At 61.1% G+C, this 20,962-nt stretch carries 17 protein-coding genes and 1 pseudogene; 5 read left to right on the top strand and 13 right to left on the bottom strand.

The genetic code is table 11. From position 1 onward, the window contains the following. Nucleotides 1–121: 121 nt before the first annotated feature. The 6 genes and pseudogenes from GJ700_RS34110 to GJ700_RS34090 form a co-directional block, all read right to left on the bottom strand. Nucleotides 122–1,447, bottom strand: a complete 1,326-nt coding sequence (locus GJ700_RS34110) for an esterase/lipase family protein (RefSeq protein WP_154382569.1) — start codon at nt 1,445–1,447, stop codon at nt 122–124. Between the two features lie 108 nt (nt 1,448–1,555). Further along, entirely contained in the window at nt 1,556–2,707 is a 1,152-nt protein-coding gene (gene ampC / locus GJ700_RS34105; RefSeq protein WP_154382567.1) for a class C beta-lactamase, read from the bottom strand. A gap of 101 nt (nt 2,708–2,808) precedes the next feature. Further along, nucleotides 2,809–3,618: a class D beta-lactamase gene (blaOXA, locus tag GJ700_RS36420; protein WP_443094171.1), complete on the bottom strand. Its 810-nt coding sequence runs from the start codon at nt 3,616–3,618 to the stop codon at nt 2,809–2,811. Nucleotides 3,619–3,759: 141 nt separating this feature from the next. Beyond that, nucleotides 3,760–4,545: pseudogene (locus tag GJ700_RS36415) on the bottom strand (M56 family metallopeptidase); the annotation flags it as partial. Nucleotides 4,546–4,589: 44 nt separating this feature from the next. Beyond that, a complete protein-coding gene (locus GJ700_RS34095; protein ID WP_154382565.1) occupies nt 4,590–4,970 on the bottom strand; it encodes a BlaI/MecI/CopY family transcriptional regulator in 381 nt (126 codons plus the stop codon). Between the two features lie 226 nt (nt 4,971–5,196). Next, entirely contained in the window at nt 5,197–7,353 is a 2,157-nt protein-coding gene (locus GJ700_RS34090) for a methyl-accepting chemotaxis protein (protein ID WP_229507403.1), read from the bottom strand. 319 nt (nt 7,354–7,672) lie between these two features. Between GJ700_RS34090 and GJ700_RS34085 the strand changes: the two genes are divergently transcribed. Beyond that, nucleotides 7,673–8,173 carry a hypothetical protein gene (locus tag GJ700_RS34085; protein WP_154382563.1) on the top strand — a complete coding sequence of 167 codons (501 nt, stop codon included), beginning with the start codon at nt 7,673–7,675 and terminating at the stop codon, nt 8,171–8,173. A 38-nt stretch (nt 8,174–8,211) separates the two neighbouring features. On the opposite strand, the gene fusA is transcribed toward GJ700_RS34085, so the two are convergent. After that, nucleotides 8,212–10,326, bottom strand: coding sequence for an elongation factor G (gene fusA / locus GJ700_RS34080; RefSeq protein ID WP_154382561.1), 2,115 nt, complete (start codon nt 10,324–10,326; stop codon nt 8,212–8,214). A gap of 194 nt (nt 10,327–10,520) precedes the next feature. Here fusA and GJ700_RS34075 point away from each other — a divergent pair, with 194 nt between their 5' ends. Beyond that, nucleotides 10,521–12,143 carry a methyl-accepting chemotaxis protein gene (locus GJ700_RS34075; RefSeq protein ID WP_154382559.1) on the top strand — a complete coding sequence of 541 codons (1,623 nt, stop codon included), beginning with the start codon at nt 10,521–10,523 and terminating at the stop codon, nt 12,141–12,143. Between the two features lie 45 nt (nt 12,144–12,188). On the opposite strand, the gene GJ700_RS34070 is transcribed toward GJ700_RS34075, so the two are convergent. Beyond that, nucleotides 12,189–12,389: a hypothetical protein gene (locus GJ700_RS34070; RefSeq protein ID WP_154382557.1), complete on the bottom strand. Its 201-nt coding sequence runs from the start codon at nt 12,387–12,389 to the stop codon at nt 12,189–12,191. Between the two features lie 191 nt (nt 12,390–12,580). On the opposite strand from GJ700_RS34070, the gene GJ700_RS34065 reads away from it, so the two are divergent. Continuing rightward, on the top strand, nt 12,581–13,546 hold the full coding sequence (locus GJ700_RS34065; RefSeq protein ID WP_154382555.1) for an NAD(P)H-dependent flavin oxidoreductase: 966 nt from the start codon (nt 12,581–12,583) through the stop codon (nt 13,544–13,546). A 74-nt stretch (nt 13,547–13,620) separates the two neighbouring features. On the opposite strand, the gene GJ700_RS34060 is transcribed toward GJ700_RS34065, so the two are convergent. Continuing rightward, nucleotides 13,621–14,544 (bottom strand): class I SAM-dependent methyltransferase, encoded by a 924-nt coding sequence (locus tag GJ700_RS34060; RefSeq protein WP_154382553.1) that lies wholly within the window; start codon nt 14,542–14,544, stop codon nt 13,621–13,623. Between the two features lie 326 nt (nt 14,545–14,870). Here GJ700_RS34060 and GJ700_RS34055 point away from each other — a divergent pair, with 326 nt between their 5' ends. Then, nucleotides 14,871–16,814, top strand: a complete 1,944-nt coding sequence (locus GJ700_RS34055; RefSeq protein ID WP_229507402.1) for a multicopper oxidase family protein — start codon at nt 14,871–14,873, stop codon at nt 16,812–16,814. 36 nt (nt 16,815–16,850) lie between these two features. Here the strand turns inward: GJ700_RS34055 and GJ700_RS34050 are convergent, their stop codons facing one another. Further along, nucleotides 16,851–17,522 carry an ankyrin repeat domain-containing protein gene (locus tag GJ700_RS34050; protein WP_154382549.1) on the bottom strand — a complete coding sequence of 224 codons (672 nt, stop codon included), beginning with the start codon at nt 17,520–17,522 and terminating at the stop codon, nt 16,851–16,853. Nucleotides 17,523–17,533: 11 nt separating this feature from the next. Next, the gene (locus GJ700_RS34045) at nt 17,534–18,313 is read right to left on the bottom strand and encodes a TatD family hydrolase (protein WP_154382547.1); all 780 of its coding nucleotides are present in this window, start codon (nt 18,311–18,313) and stop codon (nt 17,534–17,536) included. 257 nt (nt 18,314–18,570) lie between these two features. Here GJ700_RS34045 and GJ700_RS34040 point away from each other — a divergent pair, with 257 nt between their 5' ends. Next, nucleotides 18,571–19,566, top strand: a complete 996-nt coding sequence (locus GJ700_RS34040; RefSeq protein WP_154382546.1) for a tyrosine-type recombinase/integrase — start codon at nt 18,571–18,573, stop codon at nt 19,564–19,566. A 99-nt stretch (nt 19,567–19,665) separates the two neighbouring features. On the opposite strand, the gene GJ700_RS34035 is transcribed toward GJ700_RS34040, so the two are convergent. Beyond that, a complete protein-coding gene (locus GJ700_RS34035; protein ID WP_154382544.1) occupies nt 19,666–20,007 on the bottom strand; it encodes a hypothetical protein in 342 nt (113 codons plus the stop codon). Between the two features lie 66 nt (nt 20,008–20,073). Then, nucleotides 20,074–20,643, bottom strand: coding sequence for a hypothetical protein (locus GJ700_RS34030; RefSeq protein ID WP_154382542.1), 570 nt, complete (start codon nt 20,641–20,643; stop codon nt 20,074–20,076). Nucleotides 20,644–20,962 lie beyond the last annotated feature (319 nt).

Raw genomic sequence — 20,962 nt, 5'->3', positions numbered from 1 at the left:
GCCGCGCTGGCCGCCCGCGCCGTGGCGGGCGGTTCCCCGGCTGGCCCGTCGCCGCTGCCGGCGACCAGCCGCGCTGTCAGCACCGCCATGGCGGCGCCGATAAGCAGTCCGCTGCGCATGATCACAGGCCGTAAATGATGGAAGCGATGTTGTCGTAGATCGGATAGACCGCCGACGGTGCGTTTTCCCAGCCGATCACGTCAAAGTGGTCGTACTGGTTGTAATAGCCCAGGTAATTCCACGTGCCCTTGACGGACGTGCCGTCGAAGTTGCGCAATGGCTGGCCGCTCGGTCCCTTCATGCTGACGGTGTTGACCACGCCATCGTTCGGATACCAGGTGGAATCCGTCTGCACGCGGCCGGCCGCCGTTTGCGTGTACGAACCCATGCCGGGTTGCAGGATCGACGGCACCACCCATTCGCCCGCCGTGTTCTTCAGGAAGAAGATCATGTCGTTGCGCGCGTACTGGTAGCTGCTGCTCTGGAACGGCGCAATCACGCGGTCCGTGTTGTTGCAGCAGAAGCTGCCCTGCTCGGTGGCTTTGGAACCGATCGAGTAGTAGTACACGTTGGGCGACGTCTTGACCCAGGCGTTCAGTTCGGCGGCGCCGTCCGGACCCAGGTCCCATTGCGCGGCGTCGTGGTTACCCAGTTGCCAGAATGGCGCGCCCTTGGTGCGGGCCACGAAATCGCTGATGGATTCCGACGGCCCTTGCGCCAGGCCGTACTGTTCCAAGCGGAATTTGTAGATGGCGTTGCTGCTGCCGCCCAGGCCCGCCACTTCCACGATCTTGCCGGCCAGCTCGGACACTTTCGGTACGTAGTCGACGATCACGTCGCGCAACGTGGTGCCGTTGTGTGGCGTGGCAATCGTCGTCGCGCTCTTGACCCAGCCGGTCTTGCCGCCCGTGTACAGCGCGCTGTCGCCCTCATTGCCGTTGGGCGAACCGTTTTCCAGCAACTGGATCAGCGTGCGCACGGTCTGGCCGCCCTGGCTGTGCGACACCAGGTGGACCGGGTGCTGCGCATCCCATTGCGGATACAGCGCGACCGGGTAATTGTTGGGATTGTTGTTGGGATCCACGGCCCAGCATTTGCCGGCCGGTTTCTGGATTTCGCCGGCCGCCGCGTGCAGCGCCGTGTGGCGCGCGCCGTAGTCGACGCAGCCACCCTTGATCTGGTAATACAGTTCCACGGCACGGTCCCAGTTGGAGCTGACGGGACCGACCGCCGCCGTATACACCTTGCGCTCCGGCGTGCGCAGGTGGCCGGCGACGTCGTTGAAGCCGCCCCAGTACAGGAAGCCGGTGCCCTGCAACGTATCCGGGCCAAAGCCCAGGAAACCGTGCACCAGCACGATCGGATAGCTGTTGGCGGCATGTGCCGCCGGGGCTGCGAGCGCGCCGGCCAGGGCGGCTGCGGTGGCGAGTTTTACCAGAACTTTCATATGAATTCGTCTCCGTTAGGTGTGGTTTAGCTACTGTTGTTCTTGTGATTCCATTTCACCATGAAGCCGGGAGGCGGGCGACCCGCATGAACGGGCCTGTAAAGCCAATCACATGGGCTGACGAGCCATGGCCAGTTTCTGCAACACCGAATACGCCAGCTTGATGCGCGCATCGTTGGGATAGGCGCGGTTCGCCAGCAATACGATGCCGATGTTCTGCGCCGGGACGAACACCACGTAACTGCCGAAGCCGCGCGTGGAGCCGGTCTTGTTGTACAGGGTTGGCGCTGCCGGAGTTTGTGGTGTCAGCGCGCGGGCGGGCTGGGGTTCGAACGCCATGTCGCCGGAGTTACCCTTCAACAGTTGATCGAGGCTGACGGGATATGGATACGATTCCCAGCCCAGTCCCTGCGCCATCGGCCCCACTTGGAAATACGCGGTTTGCGTGGTATGCACGGCGCGCTGCATGGGCGCGGCCAGTTTCGACGGATCGATTTGCAATTGCACGTAGCGGATCATGTCGGCGGCAGTCGACTTGACGCCATACGCTTCGCTATCGAACAAATCAGGCCGGACACGGACCGCCTGCTCCTTCGAATAGCCCCACGCGTAGCTGGCCATGGCCGATTGCGGCACACGGATGTAAGTGTGCTGCAGGCCCAGTTGCGGGAACAGGTCGCGCTCCGCCGCATCGGCAAAGCTGCCACCCAGCGCCATGCCGGTGATATACCCGAACAGGCCGATGCTGGGATTCGAGTAGCTGCGGCGTTGCCCGGGCGCGCCGTCGGCCTTGAAGTGCTGGAAATAGTCGAACAGCTGCGCCTGCGTTTTCACGTCGTCGGGAATTTGCAGCGGGAAGCCGGCCGCCGTATACGTCCCCAGGTGCAGCAGGCTGGCGTGATCGATGGCGCTGCCTTTCAGTTGCGGGACATATTTTCCCGGATGGTCGGCCAGCGACAGCTTGCCCAGCGCCTGCGCATAGCCGCCCAGGGTGGCGGTAAACGTTTTGCTGACCGAACCCAGTTCAAACAGCGTGGCTTCCGTGACGGGCTGCTTGCTGTCCCGCGCGGCCACGCCGTAATTGAAGAACATGGCCTGGCCGTCGACCGTGACGGCGACCGCCATGCCGGGCACGTCGTATTCCGCCATGACGGGACCGACGGCGGCATCGACGACCTGGCGGATGGCGGCGGCATCGGGTGCGGCCACGGCGACGGCGGGGAACAATGCGGCACAAGCAGCGGCGAACAATTTCAACATCGTGAGTCTCCTGTTTAAAAACAATGGGCGTGACAAGGCACGCCGCGGATCGCGCCGCGTGCCAGTGGAAAAACTGTTGGGGGGAAAAGCCGGTGGCCGGGTTACAGCGCGTCCAGCTGCGCGGGCAATACACGCAGCAAGGCTTCGCGGGCGCGCGGTCCGGCCGCATCGGCCTGCTCTTGCTGGTCCTGGTTCAGGTGCGCAAACACGACGGTGCGGTTGCCTTTGACGGCCCAGCCGACGAACCAGCCGTAGGCATGGGCCCGGTCATCCTTGCCATCCGGGCCGACAGGCGAACCGGTGCCGGTCTTGCCGTACACGTCCCAGCCATTGGCCAAGGTGCGGATTTTCAGCAGGCGGCTGGTCATGTCGTATGTCTTCGCCGACAGACCCAGGTCGCGGTTGACCAGGCGGCGCAGGAACGCCACCTGTTCATCGGCGGAAATCCGCAGCGACGAATTCACCCATGACAGGCGCCAGCCATTGTCAGCGCCGGCATCACCCGTCGTATCGCGGTTGCCATAGCCAAAGCGGTCCAGGTAGCGCTGGAATGCAGGAACCCCCACCTGTGTTGCGACTTGCTGCGCATACCAGAGGTTGGAATTGTGTATCCATTCCGTCGGGTCGGTCGACGCTCGCCACGATGCATTCCACGCCGGATAACCTTCGCGGAACGGTAACCTCGGCGCATGTTCATCTTGCAGGATGCCACTGTCATAGCCCATCAGGCTGACCGCGATATTGAAGGTCGATGCGGGCGTCACGCGTGCATCGCACTGCCCCTGGCGCAGCAGCGGCTGGCCGGTGGCGGCATCGGCCAACGCCAGGCAGTGCAGCACGCCGGCGGGCGTTGCCGCACCCTGCCATGCCAGCGCGGGCTGCAGCGCATAGCTGCCGAAACCGGTCGCCACCAGCGCGGCGACGGCCGCCAACCGGACACGGGCGCCATGCGCCGCACTGGCCGGCGTGCGGATCAGCGCCACGCGCGCCTTGACGGTTTCGACACTGACGCCGCCGAACGCCAGCGCTGTTCCCACAGGCAGGCATTGCAGTTTCAGTTGCGCCACCAGGGCTGCCGCATAGGCCTTGCGTTCCTGCGCCGGGCGGCCGCGCAGCACGTCGCGGTCGCAGCCCAGTTCCTGCGCCCACAGCAGGCTGGCGCGCAGCAAGCGCATGAAAGGGTTGAACCACAGCAAGGTTTGCAGCAGCACGCCGGCCAGCATCCAGTGCACGTCGCGGCGGCGCCAGTGCGTCAATTCATGTTCGACGATCAGGCGCTGCTGGGCCGGATCGAAGGCCCGCAAATGGCGGGGAATCAGCAGGCGTGGCCGCGACAATCCCAGCAGCATGGGTGGGACGGCCGCATCGACTTCGATCACCGGCACGCCGTTATCGCCGATGGGCGCGGGCGAACCGCTGGCAGCCAGCTGCCGTAACAGGCGCTGTGCGCGCCATAGCCGGGCGGTATGCCACCCCAGTCCCGCGACATACGCGGCAAACCAGCACAGCGCCAGCGCGGCCAGCCATGACGATTTCGTGTTGCCCGCGGCATCGGCTGGCGGTGCCGGTACCGCCATCACAGCCGCCGGCCTGGCCGGTTCGATATAGCGGGTCACGGCCGCGTCGACGGCTTCGATATCCACCGGCGGCAGCAAGCGGATGCGCTGCTGCTGCGGTACCAGCGTCACGGCAAAGGCCGCCACCACCGTCAGTTGCGCCAGCAGCCAGCCGGTGCGCTGCATGGCCAGCGCCGGCAACAGGCGGCGCAACAGCAGGCACAGCGCCCATACCGTCAGCCCCGCCGCGACGCTGGCCAGGCTGGCCAGCAGGAAGCGCACCAGCACGATGTCGAACTGGCTCAGGATGGGGTTCAAAACCGGGTTCACGGCTGGCCTTCGTCGGCGGGCCAGTCTTGCAGCATTTGTTCCAGTTCCGCCAGTTCCGTCGCATCAACCAGCTTGCTGCCCGTGAACATGGCGACCGGCAAAGGCGCATCCAGTTCCATGACACGTTGGCCGAAGTCGCGGGCAAAGGCCGCCAGCGTGCCGACTTTTTCCAGCACCGGCGCATACACTTGCACGCCATGGGCGGCGGCCTGGCTGACCATACCCTTTTCCAGCATGCGTTCGACGGTTTTACGGGTGGACGACAGCGTCCAGTCCAGTTCGGCGGCGACCGCATCGTGGATTTCACGGGTGCTGAGCGGCTGGCGCTTCCAAAGCGCTTTCAGTACGCAGAGTTCTGTAACGGACGGGACGGTCATGGCGGCTCCAATGTGACGCAGGTCAGCTATGTGACAATACGGAACATTGCGCGACAAGTGTCACACTCGTGTCAAGCGATGGATTGAATGCATCAATTCAGGACATCAATGCAGGCGCCCTTGCGGCGTGGCGCGCCACCGCCGTCCCCGCAGCCATGCGGGCGCCGCACCGGCACGCGCTGCCGCAGTGACGGCGGCCTTGGGCCGGCGGCAACCTGGCACCCCTTCAATACGCGACAAAATTCGCCTCCTGCACGTTGTCGGCCAGTTCCTCGGTAAGGCGGTTCAACTGCACCAGTTTGATGGGGTGCACTTCGGCGGCCGGTTTCACCACGGGCTGCGGCGCCGCCGGCGCCGGTGCGCGGACGCCGTTGAAGAAGCCCATGACCTTGCGCAGCACTTCGGCTTGCGCATTCATTTCCTGCGCCGTGGCAGCCAGTTCTTCCGAACTGGCCGCATTTTGCTGGGTCGTGATATTCAATTGGCTCACGGCGCTGTTGATCTGTCCCACGCCCAGCGATTGTTCCTCGGAAGCAGCCGCGATTTCCTGCACCAGGTCGGACGTCCGTTTGCTCTTGGGGACTATCTGGTCCAGCAATTTGCCGGCCTTTTCCGCCAGCACCACGCTGGAGCGGGCCACCACGCCGATTTCCTTGGCGGCGTCCTGGCTGCGTTCGGCAAGTTTGCGCACCTGGGTCGCCACCACGGCAAAGCCTTTGCCCTGCTCTCCCGCGCGGGCCGCTTCGATGGCCGCGTTCAGCGCCAGCAGGTTGGTCTGGTATGCGATGTCATCGATGATACTGACCTGGCTGGCGATTTCATTCATGGCTTTGACAGTCGCCTGCACCGCTTCGCCGCCTTCCGACGCCTCGGACGATGCGCTGCTGGCCATGCCGTCCGTCAGCTTGGCGTTTTCCGTGTTTTGCACGATGGATGCCGTCATCTGTTCCAGCGATGCGCTGGTTTCTTCCACGCTGGCCGCCTGTTCCGTCGCCGCCTGCGACAGCGACATCGCCGTCTGGCTGACCTGGCCGGAGGCGGCCGCGATCGATTGCGCCGCCACGTTGACGTCCGCTACCACGGAACTCAGTTTGGCCACGGTGTTATTGGTGTGGTTCTTCAACGTGGCAAAGGCGCCTTCGTACTGGTGTTCGATCTTCTGGCTCAGGTCGCCCGACGCCATGGCGCCCATGACACGGCCCACGTCGTCCAGCGTGCCGCGCAATTTATCGGCCATGTTGCCGATCGCTTGCTGCACCTGGCCGATTTCATCGGCGCGGTCGCACACGATGCGGTTGCCCAGGTCGCCGACGGCGATCGCGTTGGAGATCCGCACGGTTTCACGCAGCGGCCGCGTGATGGAAATGGTGATCAGGAAGCCGATCCAGCCGGCCAGCAGCGAGATCGCCGTCACCGACGCCAGCAGCGTGTAGACGGCGCGCGTCAGGCGCGCCGCCCGCGCTTGCAGCAGCTGGTCCAGCTCGCCCATCGCCAGGTCCAGCAATTTGAACTGGTTATCGATGGCCTTGGTAAATTGCGCCACGTATTCGGTGGGCGGGAAGCTGATCTTGTCGGCGTTGATCAGGTGCGTATCGGCCAGTTGCATGGCTTGCTGGGCTTCGCCCAGGCTGTCTTCCATGATGCGGCCGAGTTTTTCGCGCAATTCCGGATTGGCCGCGCCCGCCTTGGTGAATGCCGTGCTCATGGCATTGTGGTGCTCGCCGGCTTTTTCCAGCAGCGACGACAGCGCGGTGCGCTCTTCCACCGTGACCTTACTTTGCGTCAGCAAGTTGGCGCCGCGTGCCCGCAGCCGGCCCAGGTCTTCCGTCAGGGCCGGCAAATGGTACAGCGAGCCGAAAATCAGGTAATAGCTGTCGACGTCCGGATCCAGGGTCAGCAGGAAGTGGTCGCACACCATGTCCAGGACGCCCGTGACTTTGGCGATCAACGCCGTGTGGCCTTCCGTGCTGGATTTGCCGCTGACCCGGGCATTGGCGACGTCGGCCGCCAGCGCCTTCCACTGCATTTGCGCCTCATTCCATGCGGCCAGGATGGCGGGGTCGGTGACCCGCTCGGCCAGCATGCGCTGCACGTTGACATACGAGCGTTCCGCTTCGATTTGCTTGGCTTTGAGTTCGGTGGCTTTTTCCTTCTTGCCACCCAGGACCAGCGCCGACAAGCCGCGGCTTTGCTGCGTCAATTGCAGGGTGCGCAGCATGGCTTTCGCGGGCACCGTTCCCAGCGTTTCCGTGCGCGCCGCTTCCAGTGTCTTGTACGAATCCCGTATGTACAGGAAGCTGGGCACACTGACGAGGATAAATCCCATTGCGGCAAGGATGGCGAACTTGCGCCACAGGAGTAACTGGTTCAGGAAACGCATCATGGCAACCTCCATTCAGTCCGAAGCTGGGCAAAGCAGGGGCAACCGGTGCAGCGACGGCACCGGGGAATTCCGTATTCAGTCAGGAGCAATGCGAGAGGGGGGACTACGCGGCTGTGCGGCAGTCTTCGTAATGCAATATAGCAAAGAAAAAAGTGCGCGAAAGAATATTATTGAGTTAGCGCAATTACTGGCTCACGAGCGCAACATTGTGACAGTTGGATAGAAAGTCACCCCATTGCTTGTGCTATACAAGTCGACCTGCCCTCCTGCCTGCACACAACCCCGCTATAATCGGCGTTCCTCATTTGACAGCAACGCCATGCCTATTTCATTCCGCTGTTCGCTTGCTTTGCTTGCCATCGCCTCGACGCTGCCCGCGGCAGTCCTGGCCGATGAATTGTTCCACACCATCGACGACAAACCGCTGAGCCAGGTGTGGATTAACCCCGGCTTCTATTCGTTCCATTTCGACAGCGGCAAGAATTTAAACAACAGTAATTTCGGTCTCGGCGCGGAATACCGTTTTTCCACGGTGATGTCCGCCACGGCCGGCCGCTTTTACAACAGCGACCGCCGCTATTCCAATTATGCCGGCGTGTATTGGCAGCCGGTGGCCATCGGTCCGCTGCGGCTCGGCGCCGTGGCCGGCGCCTTCAACGGTTATCCGCGCGCGCGCAACGGCGGCTGGTTTCCCGCCGTGATCCCGGCCATCAGTTACGAGTATGAGCGCGTGGGGGCGAACATCGCGGTGATTCCCGGGTACAAGGATCGTCTGTACGGGGCCATTTCTGTGCAATTGAAATTCAAACTGACGGAATAAGCCAGCGCCGGTGGCTTGCGTCACCGGCGCTGGGGCATTTAATGGCCCTTGCCCTTCGCGGACACGGCAATCTGTTCCAGGATGTGCTTCGGCACTTCCGCGTAATGCTTGAACTCCATCGTGTACGTCGCCCTGCCCTGCGTCAGCGAACGCAGCGTGGTGGAATAGCCAAACATTTCCGCCAGCGGCACCAAAGCACGGACCAACTTGCCGCCACCGCCAGGGATTTCATCCATGCCCTGCACCATGCCGCGCCGCTGCGTCAAATCGCCCATCACATTGCCCATGAATTCTTCCGGCGTTTCCACCTCGACGTCCATCATGGGTTCCAGCAGCACCGGGCCCGCCTTGCGCATCGCATCCTTGAACGCCATCGACCCCGCCATGCGGTACGCGTTTTCGTTCGAGTCGACGTCGTGGTACGACCCGAACGTCAGCGTGACTTTCACGTCCACCACCGGGTAACCGGCCAGCACGCCCGACTGCAGGGTTTCCTGGATACCCTTGTCGACGGCCGGGATGAATTCGCGCGGGATGGTGCCGCCCTTGATGGCATCCACGAATTCATAACCCTTGCCGGCGCCGGACGGCTCCAAGGTGATCACCGCGTGGCCGTACTGGCCCCGTCCGCCCGACTGCTTGACGAACTTGCCTTCGACATCGGCCGCCGAACGCGTCACGGTTTCCCGGTACGCCACCTGCGGTTTGCCGACCGTCGCGTCGACGCCGAATTCCCGCTTCATGCGGTCGACCAGGATTTCCAGGTGCAGCTCGCCCATGCCGGACATGATGGTCTGGCCGGATTCCTCGTCCGTATGCACGCGGAAAGACGGGTCTTCCTGCGCCAGCCGGTTCAGGGCGATGCCCATTTTTTCCTGGTCCGCCTTGGTCTTCGGCTCCACCGCCTGCGAAATCACGGGTTCCGGGAACACCATTTTTTCCAGCACGATCACGTGATCCGGCGCTGACAACGTATCGCCGGTGGTGACGGCTTTCAGGCCGACCGCCGCCGCGATATCGCCCGCATACACTTCCTTGATTTCCTTGCGCTCGTTGGCGTGCATTTGCAGGATGCGGCCCAGCCGTTCCTTCTGGCGCTTGGTCGGGTTGTAGACGGTATCGCCGGAATTGACGACGCCCGAATACACGCGGAAGAACGCCAGCTGGCCCACGAACGGGTCGGTCATGATCTTGAACGCCAGCGCGGAAAACGGATCGGTATCGGACGGATGGCGTTCGATCGGATTATCGTCTTCATCGTGGCCGGCAATCGCAGGCACGTCGACCGGCGACGGCAGGTATTCGATGACCGCGTCCAGCATCGCTTGCACGCCCCGGTTTTTAAAGGCGCTGCCGGCCAGCATCGGCACGATTTCATTGCGCACCGTACGCGCGCGCAGGCCCGCCTTGATTTCCTCTTCGGTCAGGGCATCGCCATTCAGGTATTTGTCCAGCAATTCGGGCGAACCTTCGGCCGCCGCCTCCACCATGAAGTCGCGCCATTTCTGCGCCAGTTCCACCAGGTGCGCGGGAATGTCTTCATAGGTGAACTTGACGCCCAGGCTGGCGTCATCCCAGTTAATGGCGCGCATTTTCACCAGGTCCACCACGCCGTGGAAGTTGTCCTCGGCGCCCGTGGGAATCTGGATCGGCACGGCGAAGCCTTTCAGGCGGTCCCTGATTTGCTGCTGCACGCGGAAAAAGTCCGCGCCCACGCGGTCCATCTTGTTGACGAACGCGATGCGGGGCACGTGGTATTTATTCGCCTGGCGCCACACGGTTTCCGATTGCGGTTGCACGCCGCCGACGGAGTCATAGACCATGACGGCGCCATCGAGCACGCGCATCGAGCGCTCGACTTCAATCGTGAAATCCACGTGGCCCGGCGTATCGATGATGTTGATGCGGTGCTCGGGGAAATTGCCGGCCATGCCTTTCCAGAACGCCGTGGTCGCGGCCGACGTGATCGTGATGCCGCGCTCCTGCTCCTGTTCCATCCAGTCCATGGTGGCGGCGCCGTTATGCACTTCGCCGATCTTGTGATTGACACCGGTGTAGAACAGGATGCGTTCGGTGGTGGTGGTTTTACCGGCATCGATATGTGCGCTGATGCCGATGTTGCGGTAACGCTCGATGGGGGTTTTGCGGGTCATCACATGCTCCTTGGTGAGAAGGACGGCAACGGCATGTTGCCTGTCGATTCTAGCAGTATTGGAATCCCCACGTATGGCGTCACTTGTTGCATTTCAACCCCTGACGCGATGCTTTCCATTGCACCTTGCATGTCACTGCCCTAACCTGAAATGGAAGTTTCTGACAGGCAGCGTTTAACCGGGAGAGCGGCAAAATGAACTTTTCAAACCTTAAAATAGGCGTCCGGCTCGGGTACGCCTTTGCCTTGGTGGTCGGCCTGCTGGTATTGATCGTCGCAGTGGCGATATCGCGGATGAATGATGCGGGCGTTCGCATGACGAATATGCTGGACGACCGTTACTACAAGATAGAACTGGCCAATGGCATTCGTTACAACGTGGCCGTGATCCACCAGTTGATGCGCGATGCGGTGCTGGCGGAAGACCCGGATGCTGTCGGGCGCACTGCCGACGCCATGAACGCGCTGCGTGCAGCCAACAAGGAAAAATTGGCCAGGCTCGACGCGGTCATCAATGTGCCGAAAGCCCGGGAAATCTTCACGGCCATCACGGCGGCGCGGGCGCAAGACCTCGCGCACCAGCAAGCCCTGCTGAAACTGCTGGGCGCCGGCCAAGCGGCCGAAGCCCGCACGCTGCTCAACGGCGACGTGCAGCGGGCGCAGCAAGCGTATGTGAAATTACTGGCGGACTTTATAGATCTGCAGCAAAGCATGATGGCGACCGAGGCCGTGTTGGTAAAAGAAGGCTTTGCCAGCGGAAAGCTGATCATGCTGGGCGTGGCAGGCGCCGCGATCCTGTTGACGGTGGCGATCGCGTGGCGCGTGGCGGGCAGCATTACCCGCCCTCTCAACGAAGCGGTCGGCATGGCGCGGCGTGTCGCCGATGGCGACCTCAGCATCCGTATCGACGTGACCAACACCAATGAAACCGGCCAGTTGATGGGCGCGCTGAAAGACATGAACGACAGCCTGGTGCGGATTGTCTCCCAGGTGCGCCATGGGGCGGAGAGTATCGTGGCCGCGTCGACGCAAATTGCCAGCGGCAACATGGACTTATCGGGCCGCACGGAACGCCAGGCCAGCGCGCTGGAGGAAACCGCGTCATCGATGGAAGAATTGACCGGTGCGGTGCAGCAAAACGCCGGCAGCGCGCGCGATGGCAACCGCCTGGCGCAGTCGGCCTCGGATGTTGCGGTGCGCGGCAAGACGGTCGTCTCGCAAGTGGTCGATACCATGAATGCGATCAACCAGTCGTCGCACAAGATTGTCGACATCATTGCCGTGATCGACGGCATCGCTTTTCAAACCAATATCCTGGCGTTGAATGCCGCCGTGGAAGCGGCGCGCGCCGGGGAACAGGGGCGCGGTTTTGCCGTGGTTGCCAGCGAAGTACGCAGCCTGGCGCAACGCTCCGCCGCAGCGGCCAAGGAAATCAAGGAACTGATCGGCAATTCGGTCGAACAAGTCGGCGCAGGCGCGCAACTGGTATCCGCCGCCGGCAGCACCATGGACGACGTGGTCGACAGCGTCCAGCAGGTGGCGGCCATCATCGGCCAGATCAGCAACGCCAGTTCGGAGCAAAGCGCCGGTATCGAACAAGTGAATAACGCGATAGCCGATATGGATGATGTGACGCAGCAAAATGCCGCGCTGGTGGAACAGGCGGCCGCCGCCGCACAAAGCCTGCGGGAGCAGGCGGAAAACCTGTCACGCCTGGTCGGCGTCTTCAAGCTGGGCGCTGTGACGGGACCGTCCGGCGTGATGGCCGCCGGAGGCCACCGTCAATTGGCCAACGCCGGCAAACCCGCGCTGGCCTAGCCAGTCGGTCCGGACGTCAGGAAGGTTGGGAGTCCGGGCGCGGGTTCAGCGCCCGGGCGAGCCGCGCAACACCCGCGCCGGCAGCAGGACGATCGCCCGCAATAATTCAAATACCGCCTCCACGCCGACGCCGATCAGCCGGAATGGCAGCAGGAGCAGCCACACCACCGGATACAGCACCAGTGCCAGCAAGGCCAGTGGCCAGCACAGGAACAGCAGAACCAGCCACAACACAAAGCTCAACATGGGACGCTCCAGGGTAAGAGTGCGATTTCGATTCTGATACTGTAGTTTTCCTAACGTTGTCGGACAATACCTATGCGATCAAGTGTCACCACGCGCGACAAATTGCGCAAATCAAGGGGTGAACGGTGTGACAGCTTCTTGCCTTCTGATACTATCGGCAATAAAAAGCACAACCGTTCGTGGAGATAACCATGCATCACATCCCTGAAGTACTGCGTAACCTGTCCATGCCGGTGATCGCATCGCCGATGTTCATCGCCAGCGGGCCGAAGCTGGTGGCGGCCCAATGCAAGGCGGGCATCGTCGGTTCCTTCCCCGCGCTGAACGCGCGCCCGGCCGAATTGCTCGACACGTGGCTGACGGACTTGCAGGCGGAACTGGCCGCCTACCAGGACGCCAATCCGGACGCCATAGTCGGCCCGATTGCCGTCAACCAGATCGTCCACCATTCGAACACCCGGCTCGAGCACGACGTGGAGGTGTGCGTCCGGCACAAGGTCCCGATCGTGATTTCCTCGCTGCGCGCGCCGCCGCCGGAAATGCTGGACGCCATCCACAGCTATGGCGGCATCGTGCTGCACGACGTGATCAATATCCGCCACGCGCAAAAGGCGCTGGAAGCCGGTGTCGATGGACTGATCCTGGTGGCCAGTGGCGCGGGCGGCCATGCGGGTACGTTGTCGCCGTTTGCGCTGGTCGGCGAAGTGCGGCGCTTCTTCGACGGGCCGGTCGCGCTGTCCGGCTCGATCGCCACCGGCGACGCGATCCTCGCTGCCCAGGCGATGGGTGCGGATTTCGCGTACATCGGTTCGCGCTGGCTGGCGACGGAAGAGGCCAACGTCGATGAAGCGTATCGGCAAGCGATCATTGAATCGTCGGCGGCGGACGTGGTTTACACCAACCTGTTCACGGGTGTGCACGGTAATTACCTGAAGAAGTCGATCCTGGCGGCGGGGCTGGACCCGGAAAACCTGCCGGTGGCGGACAAGACCAAGATGGATTTCGGTTCCGGCAGCGGCAGCAAGGCCAAGGCGTGGCGCGATATCTGGGGCGCGGGACAGGGTGTGGGGTTGATGCATGACGCGCCGTCCGTGGCGGAGGTGGCGGCGCGGTTAAAGGCGGAATACCTGGCCGCCCGCCAGCGGCTGTTGGCCTGACCGGCACACGCGGCGCAAACCGCGTAGGGCGGTAATCCGCAGGATTGCCGCCATGCCGGCAACGCGGCGGTGTTTCAGGCAAACGCCGGCAAATGATGCGCCGGCTGCAGCGCCGCTTCATACAGCAACCGGCACTCCAGCGACGCCTGCAACGATGGCAGCGACCCGCCGGCGCGGTACTGGAAGCTGACCAGCAACACATCCCCCTCTTCCACCTGGATCGGCCGCTCCAGCGGCAAATTCATGTAATGGTTCAGCCAGTCAATGGTGGTGTTACGCTCGCTGACCACGGCCAGGATGTTCTTCGTCACGAAGCGCATGGCGTTGACGCAGCCGCCGCGCGTCGCAACAAATTTGCCTTCCCAGCGGTACAGCGTATCGTTGGGCTGCGTGAAATCGACCACCGCATACACGGCAGGCTGCGCCATTTCCACGGTGCCCGGGTAAATCGCCTGGGTTTCCTGGAATTGCACGATGGGCGCATAAAAGCCTTCGAAATCGTATTCCTGAGAAATCGGCTGCGCCGCCATGATGGCCGCTTCCGGCAGGAACACGGGCAGCGGGCCGCCGAAGCGTGCCAGGTAGCGGCGCTTGAACGATTCAATGACTTCCACCTGCTTTTCACGCAGCATGCCGACGTGGATCATTTCGCAAATGACGACGTCGACCGGTTCCGGCGGCAGGTATTCAAAGGCATCCGCGTGGATGACCTCGACCTTTTCCCCGTTTTGGTTGATGGCGAGAAATTTGCGCGCTTCCTTCACCATGTCCGGGTTGAATTCGACGCAATAGACTTTGCTGGCCTTCGCCGCCGCAAAATACGACATGACCCCGGTACCGCCACCCAGTTCCAGCACTTTCATGCCCGGTTTGACCGCATAGTCGATGGCGGCCTTGAAACTGTGCATGCGGTTCTGGTCCATCAGCATGTTGTGATGGTAGTGTACAGGGATGAACTGCCCCAGGTAGCAGCTCTCGATTTCACGTTCGTTCAGCATGGTTTTCCCTTTTCAGCGCGATATTGGCATTGTGCATTTCAATTCGCTTGCTTCATTCGGCAAGCTGAAGGGGAAAATGCCGTCAATTCAATGCATCGACAAGCAAGATTAAAGCTGTACGTATGGTGAAAATTCGAGAGATTTCTTTAACTCAATTTATGGATAATGCAAGATTGCCGGAGACAAACTAACCATCCACAAGCCCGGCAATTTATCCGGAGATTTGCATGCAACGTCGAATTCCATCGCGGTACGCACTGATTGCTTTCGCAGCTATATGTCAAAACCTTGCGCACGCAAAGGATACTGCGCTGGAACAGCGCCTGATGCGGCTTCCGCCGCTGCTGCAAACCAGTAAAGAGGCCAACCTGCGGTTACTGGGCAAACGCGCGGAGTTTGAAAAATCCTACGATTTGTTTATCCGCTATACGGAAGGAACCATTTATAACCCCAGTACAGCCACCTACGACAAGGTGAATTTACGGGCTTATCAGCGAAAAGCCGACAAGGGATGGGATGCACAGGATGGCAACGGATCCCGCTTCATGGCGCCAACCGTCGTCATGGAACCGGGACAAACCGTGCGCTTCCGGCTATATAACCAGTTGCCGGAACTGCCGGAAAGCCAATGTCAAAAAGCGGGCATCAATGCGCCTGGCCAGCCCGGCTGTTTTAACGTCACCAACCTGCATTCGCATGGATTGTGGGTATCGCCATCGGGGAACAGCGATAACGTGCTGCTGTCGATTAACCCGAATGTGAATTTCGAATACGAATACAATGTCCCGCTCGATCATCCGGCCGGCACATTCTGGTATCACCCGCACCAGCATGGCAGCACCGCCATGCAAGTTGCCAGCGGCATGGCTGGCGCCCTGGTGGTGCAAGGCGACCGCTATCCGACGCGCGAGCATAACGGCGACCTGGATACCCTGCTGAAATCCTTCCGGCCCGTGGGAGGCAGCAGTGCCGAAATCATGCTGCTGCAGCAAATTCCCTATGACTGCTTGTCCGACAATCAGACGAAAATCAACTGGAATTGCCGGCCCGGCGAAACCGGCGTAGTGGAAAACTTCGGCCAGGTCGGTCCACCGGGCATCTGGGTCAAATCCGGTCGCCATACGTCGCTCAATGGGCAGGTTCAACCTGTGATTGATCTGACCCAGCAGCAGGTGTACCGCTGGCGCCTGATCGATGCCGGCTTCCAGGCCCCGGTGGTGTTCCATATCAAACACGCCAGCGACCCTGCCAAGCTGGCTGCCTACCTGACACGGCCCAAAGCCGGCACCGTGGGACCGGAACAAAAAGGCGATGAAAACATAGCCGAGCTCTGTAACGGCCCCGACGTGATGCAATTCGAAGTGGCCAGCGATGGTTTAACGCATGCGCGCATCATCGGGAAAACCCTTAATACCCTGCAGCCGGGTTATCGCAGCGATATTCTGTTTGCGCTGCCCAAGGCTGGCAGCTATTGCGTAATCGGCGACAATAGCGTTGCCGACGCGAATGGCAATACCGCCAGTGCCCGCTTGCTGGGCGTTATCCGCGCCAAACCCAATGCCCATCCTGCCGCCTACGCGAAGGCAGGGCTTTCCCAGTCTCAATTCATGCAAAAGGCGCTCATCAACGCGGCGCAAGGCATGCCGTCAACGCGGATCGAACCGGAAGTCCGGCAGCGCGTCATTGCCGATCTGACCGACGGCATGCGCCTGAGCAAATTCACACCCCACAAAAACTTCACTGCGGAAGAACTCGCCAAACTGGACAGCGGTAAGAAGGAATATGTGACCTTTAACATCGCCCCGGCGGACGGCACGACCAGCCCGACCCTGTTCATGGTGATGGGCGACCCGGCGCTGAACCAGAAACCTGCCGAGAAATTTGCCTATCAACCTGACCGCATCGACCATACGCTGATCCTGGGCGACCAGCAAATGTGGGAATTAACGTCCAAGCTCGGCAACCACCCGTTCCATATCCACGTCAATCCATTCCAGGTCGTGAGCATTGAAAACCATAATCCCGGCAAAGCCAGGGACGACATCGATCCGCAATACAAGGACTTGGTGGGGACGTGGAAAGACACGCTGTTCGTCATGCAGGGCTACAAAATCCAGGTCGCCACCCGCTATCAGCGCTATATCGGCGAATACGTCTTGCATTGCCACATCCTGGAACACGAAGACCAGGGCATGATGCAAAACGTGAAGGTCGTGTTGCCTGACGGCCGGGGCGGTGCCGCGGCCATGGGCCACGGCCACCATCACTAAAAGCACGCCGCGCCGCCCGGCAGGTTTGAGCGCGGCTTACTTGCCGCTCATCACGGTAATGGCGGCCTGGTGCGATTCGATGGCTTTGGCGATCCACGGTTTATCGGCGCGGCGTGCAAATTCGGCCGCGTCGATTTTAAAGGCAAAGTCCTTGATCGTGGCGTCGGCCCCCTCGCGCAACAAGAACTGCACGGCCTCTTCCTTGCCTTCGCGGGCGGCCAGCATCAATGGCGTGAAGCCCGTCGGCGAGGCGGCGTCGATGTAGGCATAGTGTTCCAGCAGGATCGCCATGATTTCCAGGTCGCCCGCCGTAGCCGCAAAATGCAGCGGCGTCCAGCCCTTGCGGTTCACTTGCGCGCCTTTCGCGATCAACGCGTTGACGGCCGCCTTGTTTTGCTTGAACGCCGCCATCATCAGTGCCGTGGTGCCATTGGGCGACGTTTCTTCCAGGTTGACGCGGGGATGCTTCAGTATCTCGCCGAGCACTTTATTCGAATCGTAGCGCATGGCCACGATCAAGCCCGTTTCGCCGCGGTCGGACTCGTGCACGTTCGGGTCCAGGCCCCGCGCCAGCACGTCGCGCACCACCCGGTCATTATCCATCTGTGCGGCACGGAAAAACGCCACCTGGTCATCCGATTCCTGCGCCTGCGCCGGCAAGGCCAGCGGTAACAACGCACAAACGGACAGCAGCAGGCGGCGCTTCATGGATAGGCCTTTCAGCGGGCGGTGTTAAACAGCGTGAAGAAGTTGTCGGAAGTCTGTTGCGCCACCTGTTCCAACGGCACGCCTTTGAGCTTGGCGATGTATTCGGCCACGTGGCACACGAAGCCCGGTTCGTTCATCTTGCCCCGGTGCGGCACGGGCGCCAGGTACGGCGAATCCGTTTCAATCAGCATGCGATCCAGCGGCACTTCCAGCGCCACGGCCTGCAATTCTTTCGCACTCTTGAACGTGACGATGCCGGAGAACGAAATATAGAAACCCATGGCCATCGCGGCTTTCGCCACTTCCAACGATTCGGTAAAGCAGTGCATGACGCCGGCCACGCCACCCTTGTCAGTCCCCGCGCCCTCTTCCGCCATGATGCGGATGGTGTCTTCGCTGGCGGAGCGGGTATGGATGATCAACGGCTTGCGCGTGATGCGCGATGCCTTGATGTGGGTGCGGAAACGTTCGCGCTGCCACTCCAGGTCGCCTTCGAGCCGGTAGTAATCCAGGCCGGTTTCGCCGATGGCGACGATGCGCGGATTGTCGGCCAGTTCGACCAGCTGTTCCACCGTCGGTTCCGGCGTGTCTTCGTAATCCGGGTGCACGCCGACGGAGGCATAGATATGCGGGTGCTGTTCGGCCAGCGCCAGCACTTGCGGGAAATCCGGCAAATCCACCGAGACGCACAGCGCATGCGTGACGTTATTTTCCGCCATTTTGGCGAGCAGCTCCGGCATCCGAGTGGCCAGTTCGGGGAAATTGATATGGCAGTGAGAGTCGATAAACATGGCGCGATTGTACCCGATTCGCCGCCACCGCCGAAGCCGCGACAAGCCGGCCTACCACCATCCCTGCTGGCCGGCATGCGTGTCGGAAAAGCATGCCGGCCAGCAGCGGCGCGGCGATGCTTCGGAGTATATTTAAATCGTGTTCGTTAATTGCATCTTATATTTCTGCACTATGAGACTTGATTCGTTACCTGTGCGGTGGTTAATTGCAATATGTTTTAATATGATCTCGCCAGCCATCACCAACGGAGCTGTCCATGCATCCTCTCCTCGCCCTGTGGGATACCCAACCCACCCAGCAATTCGCCCAGTTCGTCCGCACCCAGGAATTCGCGCAAATCAGCCGCCGCGCCGGCACGGCTTCCCCGCCCCGTCCCCTGTCGCCGGATTCCGTGCACGTGTACGTGACGATGTTCGGCAAGTTCGCGCGCTGGATGGCGGACCACGGGCGCCGCTTCTCCGCCCTCACGCCGGGCGACATTCACGACTTCATCGCCGCAGGTGAGCACGGCAAGCGGGAGTTGAACAGCGCCATTGCGCGCCGCTACATCCGCCTGCTGGAGCGCTGCTACATCTACCTGGATGTATCGCCCAACCCTGCTCAGCTTGCGCTGATCCGCGAGGAACAGACACGCGGCCTGACGGAAGATGCGGCCATGGTGGTGTTGACGGCCGCGCAGGCGGAGAGCTTCGTGGCCGCCCTGCCCGACGTGCCGCCGTCGGTGCGCCGTGGCGGCGCATGGAATGGCTGGAAACGGCGGCGCGACCGCGCCATGCAGCTGGTCATGATGTGCGGCGGCCTGAAAGTGGCGGAAGTCATCGGCCTGCACTTCGATGAAATCGTACCGACGCCGGAACTGGACGGTGCGCACCGCATCAAGCTGACGCCGGCCGACAAGCACGACACCAGCTACAAGCACGAAACCCTGCTGCCCGCGTTCGCCGCCGCCGAAGTGTTCCGCTGGCTCGACGAGCGGCAAGCCATGAAAATCCCCGGCCCCCTGCTGTTCCCCGCCAACGTGCGGGGCGAAGTGCTGGACAAGGCCACTGTCTACCGCCAGGTGAAAGCCACGTTCCAACGGGCCGGCATCGCCGTTCCCCGCAGCGGCGGCCGCACGTTGCGCAACACGTTTGCCGTCAAGGGATTCAGTGAGGGCACGCCGGCCAGTGAAATGGTCGAGCGGCTGGGCCTGGCGTTGGAGCGGTCGACGCAGCCGTATGCGCGATTGGGTGGCGCCGCGAAATCCGGGTGAGAATTGGAGTCGGTTCGGGCTGGTACGGCATTTCAGGTGGTTGGGGCGGTCCGGCTGACGGAATTGTTGGGCGGCTTATACATGGAATGCAAGGACAAGTTAGGTCGGGGGGAATGCACCACTTACCTTCCCAATAAGATTCGAGGCAAATACGAGCAACGCCACCCACCCCAGCAGAGACATGAGCAGAAGGTTGCGGATATACGCGCTTCGCTGTTCTTCTTTGGTGAGAACGCCGCCTCGTGTTTGCATTGGCTTTCCATCGATCCAGACAATAACGAGGGCAAGCTCGTAAGCAAGCGATAGAAGCATGCCTGCCGAAAAGGCGTAGGCAGCGGCATGCGAATTAGAGAGAGCAGCCAGGACAATTGCGACAGCAGCGATAACGACTGTGCCAAGTGCGCTGTTTTTGATGGTCGTGCGAGTGTTCGACTTTGGCATAGTAGGCCTAACGTCGCTGTTCAGCGGTGCCGTGAGGCGTCCGCTGGAACTGAAGGCTAGGACATTTCATAACGAGGTTTCTCCAATGAGCCGAATAACCGGGGCCTCACGTGCAACGACATCGACACGACCATTTAGGCAGCTCAGGACGTAGTGATAACGAGGACCGGTAAGTATATCCGGTTCGTAACACATTACATTCAAGAATTCCAAGAACTTCGATTTTTCAAAGCGTGCAAATTGCGCACCTTCGCCGATGGCCGTTTCATCATCGCAAAATGCGAAATCCTCTGATACCGACGAGACAATAACGTTCACAAAACTTAACTCGTATGTCGGCGAGGGAGTGATTACCTGCACATCAGACATTACATCAGCAATAGACCGGCCGACTGGTGACTGAACTTCCGGCGATGGAACCTCATGACGTACAACTACTTCGACGCCAATTGCGCCACTTAAGCTGAATGAGCACAGCCAGATTGGCCTTTGTAATTCCGGGACGAATGCCATGAAAAAACCTAACGTAAAAAGTAACTGGCTGCCGGAAAGCGCAGCGTGGAGGCAGTCCAGTTGGCTGCAGGGCTGGGACGGAGCGCGATTTTCACGATTTTGGTTTCTCAGTTTTTTCAACAACGCTGACGTCTTCTCCTGAAAGGAGATCTGAGAGCTCCTCAGGTGAGAGCTTCTTCATTTTTTCTTCAAGCTTTCGATCGTAGTTCCGGTCGTTCGGGCCCAGCCCTTTTGCGCTTTCCGGCCATACTGTTGAACGAAGCGACCGAGCTTCGCAGCCAAGGTGGACTTTGTTCGTCTAGGTAACATCAGATTCCCAACGAATGAAAGGGACTTCCCCCGTCCCACATGCGCAGCTTGGAACTTGCTGCAAGCACCTACGGTCTAAGGATGAGGAAGTTGTCTTCATCAATGGCCCAAATGGGGGAAGTCATGAACAAGG

The sequence above is a fragment of the Pseudoduganella rivuli genome (assembly GCF_009674485.1).
Taxonomy (GTDB): Bacteria; Pseudomonadota; Gammaproteobacteria; order Burkholderiales; family Burkholderiaceae_D; genus Rugamonas; species Rugamonas rivuli_B.
Note: the sequence above shows the minus strand (reverse complement) of the source record. Positions and strands in the feature narration are given on the sequence as shown.

What these genes read in the sequence shown, in the direction of transcription:
- GJ700_RS34110 (WP_154382569.1), bottom strand. Translation starts at nt 1,447, where the DNA reads ATGAAAGTTCTGGTAAAACTCGCCACCGCAGCCGCCCTGGCCGGCGCG.
- ampC (WP_154382567.1), bottom strand. Translation starts at nt 2,707, where the DNA reads ATGTTGAAATTGTTCGCCGCTGCTTGTGCCGCATTGTTCCCCGCCGTC.
- GJ700_RS34095 (WP_154382565.1), bottom strand. Translation starts at nt 4,970, where the DNA reads ATGACCGTCCCGTCCGTTACAGAACTCTGCGTACTGAAAGCGCTTTGG.
- GJ700_RS34090 (WP_229507403.1), bottom strand. Translation starts at nt 7,353, where the DNA reads ATGATGCGTTTCCTGAACCAGTTACTCCTGTGGCGCAAGTTCGCCATC.
- GJ700_RS34085 (WP_154382563.1), top strand. Translation starts at nt 7,673, where the DNA reads ATGCCTATTTCATTCCGCTGTTCGCTTGCTTTGCTTGCCATCGCCTCG.
- fusA (WP_154382561.1), bottom strand. Translation starts at nt 10,326, where the DNA reads ATGACCCGCAAAACCCCCATCGAGCGTTACCGCAACATCGGCATCAGC.
- GJ700_RS34075 (WP_154382559.1), top strand. Translation starts at nt 10,521, where the DNA reads ATGAACTTTTCAAACCTTAAAATAGGCGTCCGGCTCGGGTACGCCTTT.
- GJ700_RS34070 (WP_154382557.1), bottom strand. Translation starts at nt 12,389, where the DNA reads ATGTTGAGCTTTGTGTTGTGGCTGGTTCTGCTGTTCCTGTGCTGGCCA.
- GJ700_RS34065 (WP_154382555.1), top strand. Translation starts at nt 12,581, where the DNA reads ATGCATCACATCCCTGAAGTACTGCGTAACCTGTCCATGCCGGTGATC.
- GJ700_RS34060 (WP_154382553.1), bottom strand. Translation starts at nt 14,544, where the DNA reads ATGCTGAACGAACGTGAAATCGAGAGCTGCTACCTGGGGCAGTTCATC.
- GJ700_RS34055 (WP_229507402.1), top strand. Translation starts at nt 14,871, where the DNA reads ATGCGGCTTCCGCCGCTGCTGCAAACCAGTAAAGAGGCCAACCTGCGG.
- GJ700_RS34050 (WP_154382549.1), bottom strand. Translation starts at nt 17,522, where the DNA reads ATGAAGCGCCGCCTGCTGCTGTCCGTTTGTGCGTTGTTACCGCTGGCC.
- GJ700_RS34045 (WP_154382547.1), bottom strand. Translation starts at nt 18,313, where the DNA reads ATGTTTATCGACTCTCACTGCCATATCAATTTCCCCGAACTGGCCACT.
- GJ700_RS34040 (WP_154382546.1), top strand. Translation starts at nt 18,571, where the DNA reads ATGCATCCTCTCCTCGCCCTGTGGGATACCCAACCCACCCAGCAATTC.
- GJ700_RS34035 (WP_154382544.1), bottom strand. Translation starts at nt 20,007, where the DNA reads ATGCCAAAGTCGAACACTCGCACGACCATCAAAAACAGCGCACTTGGC.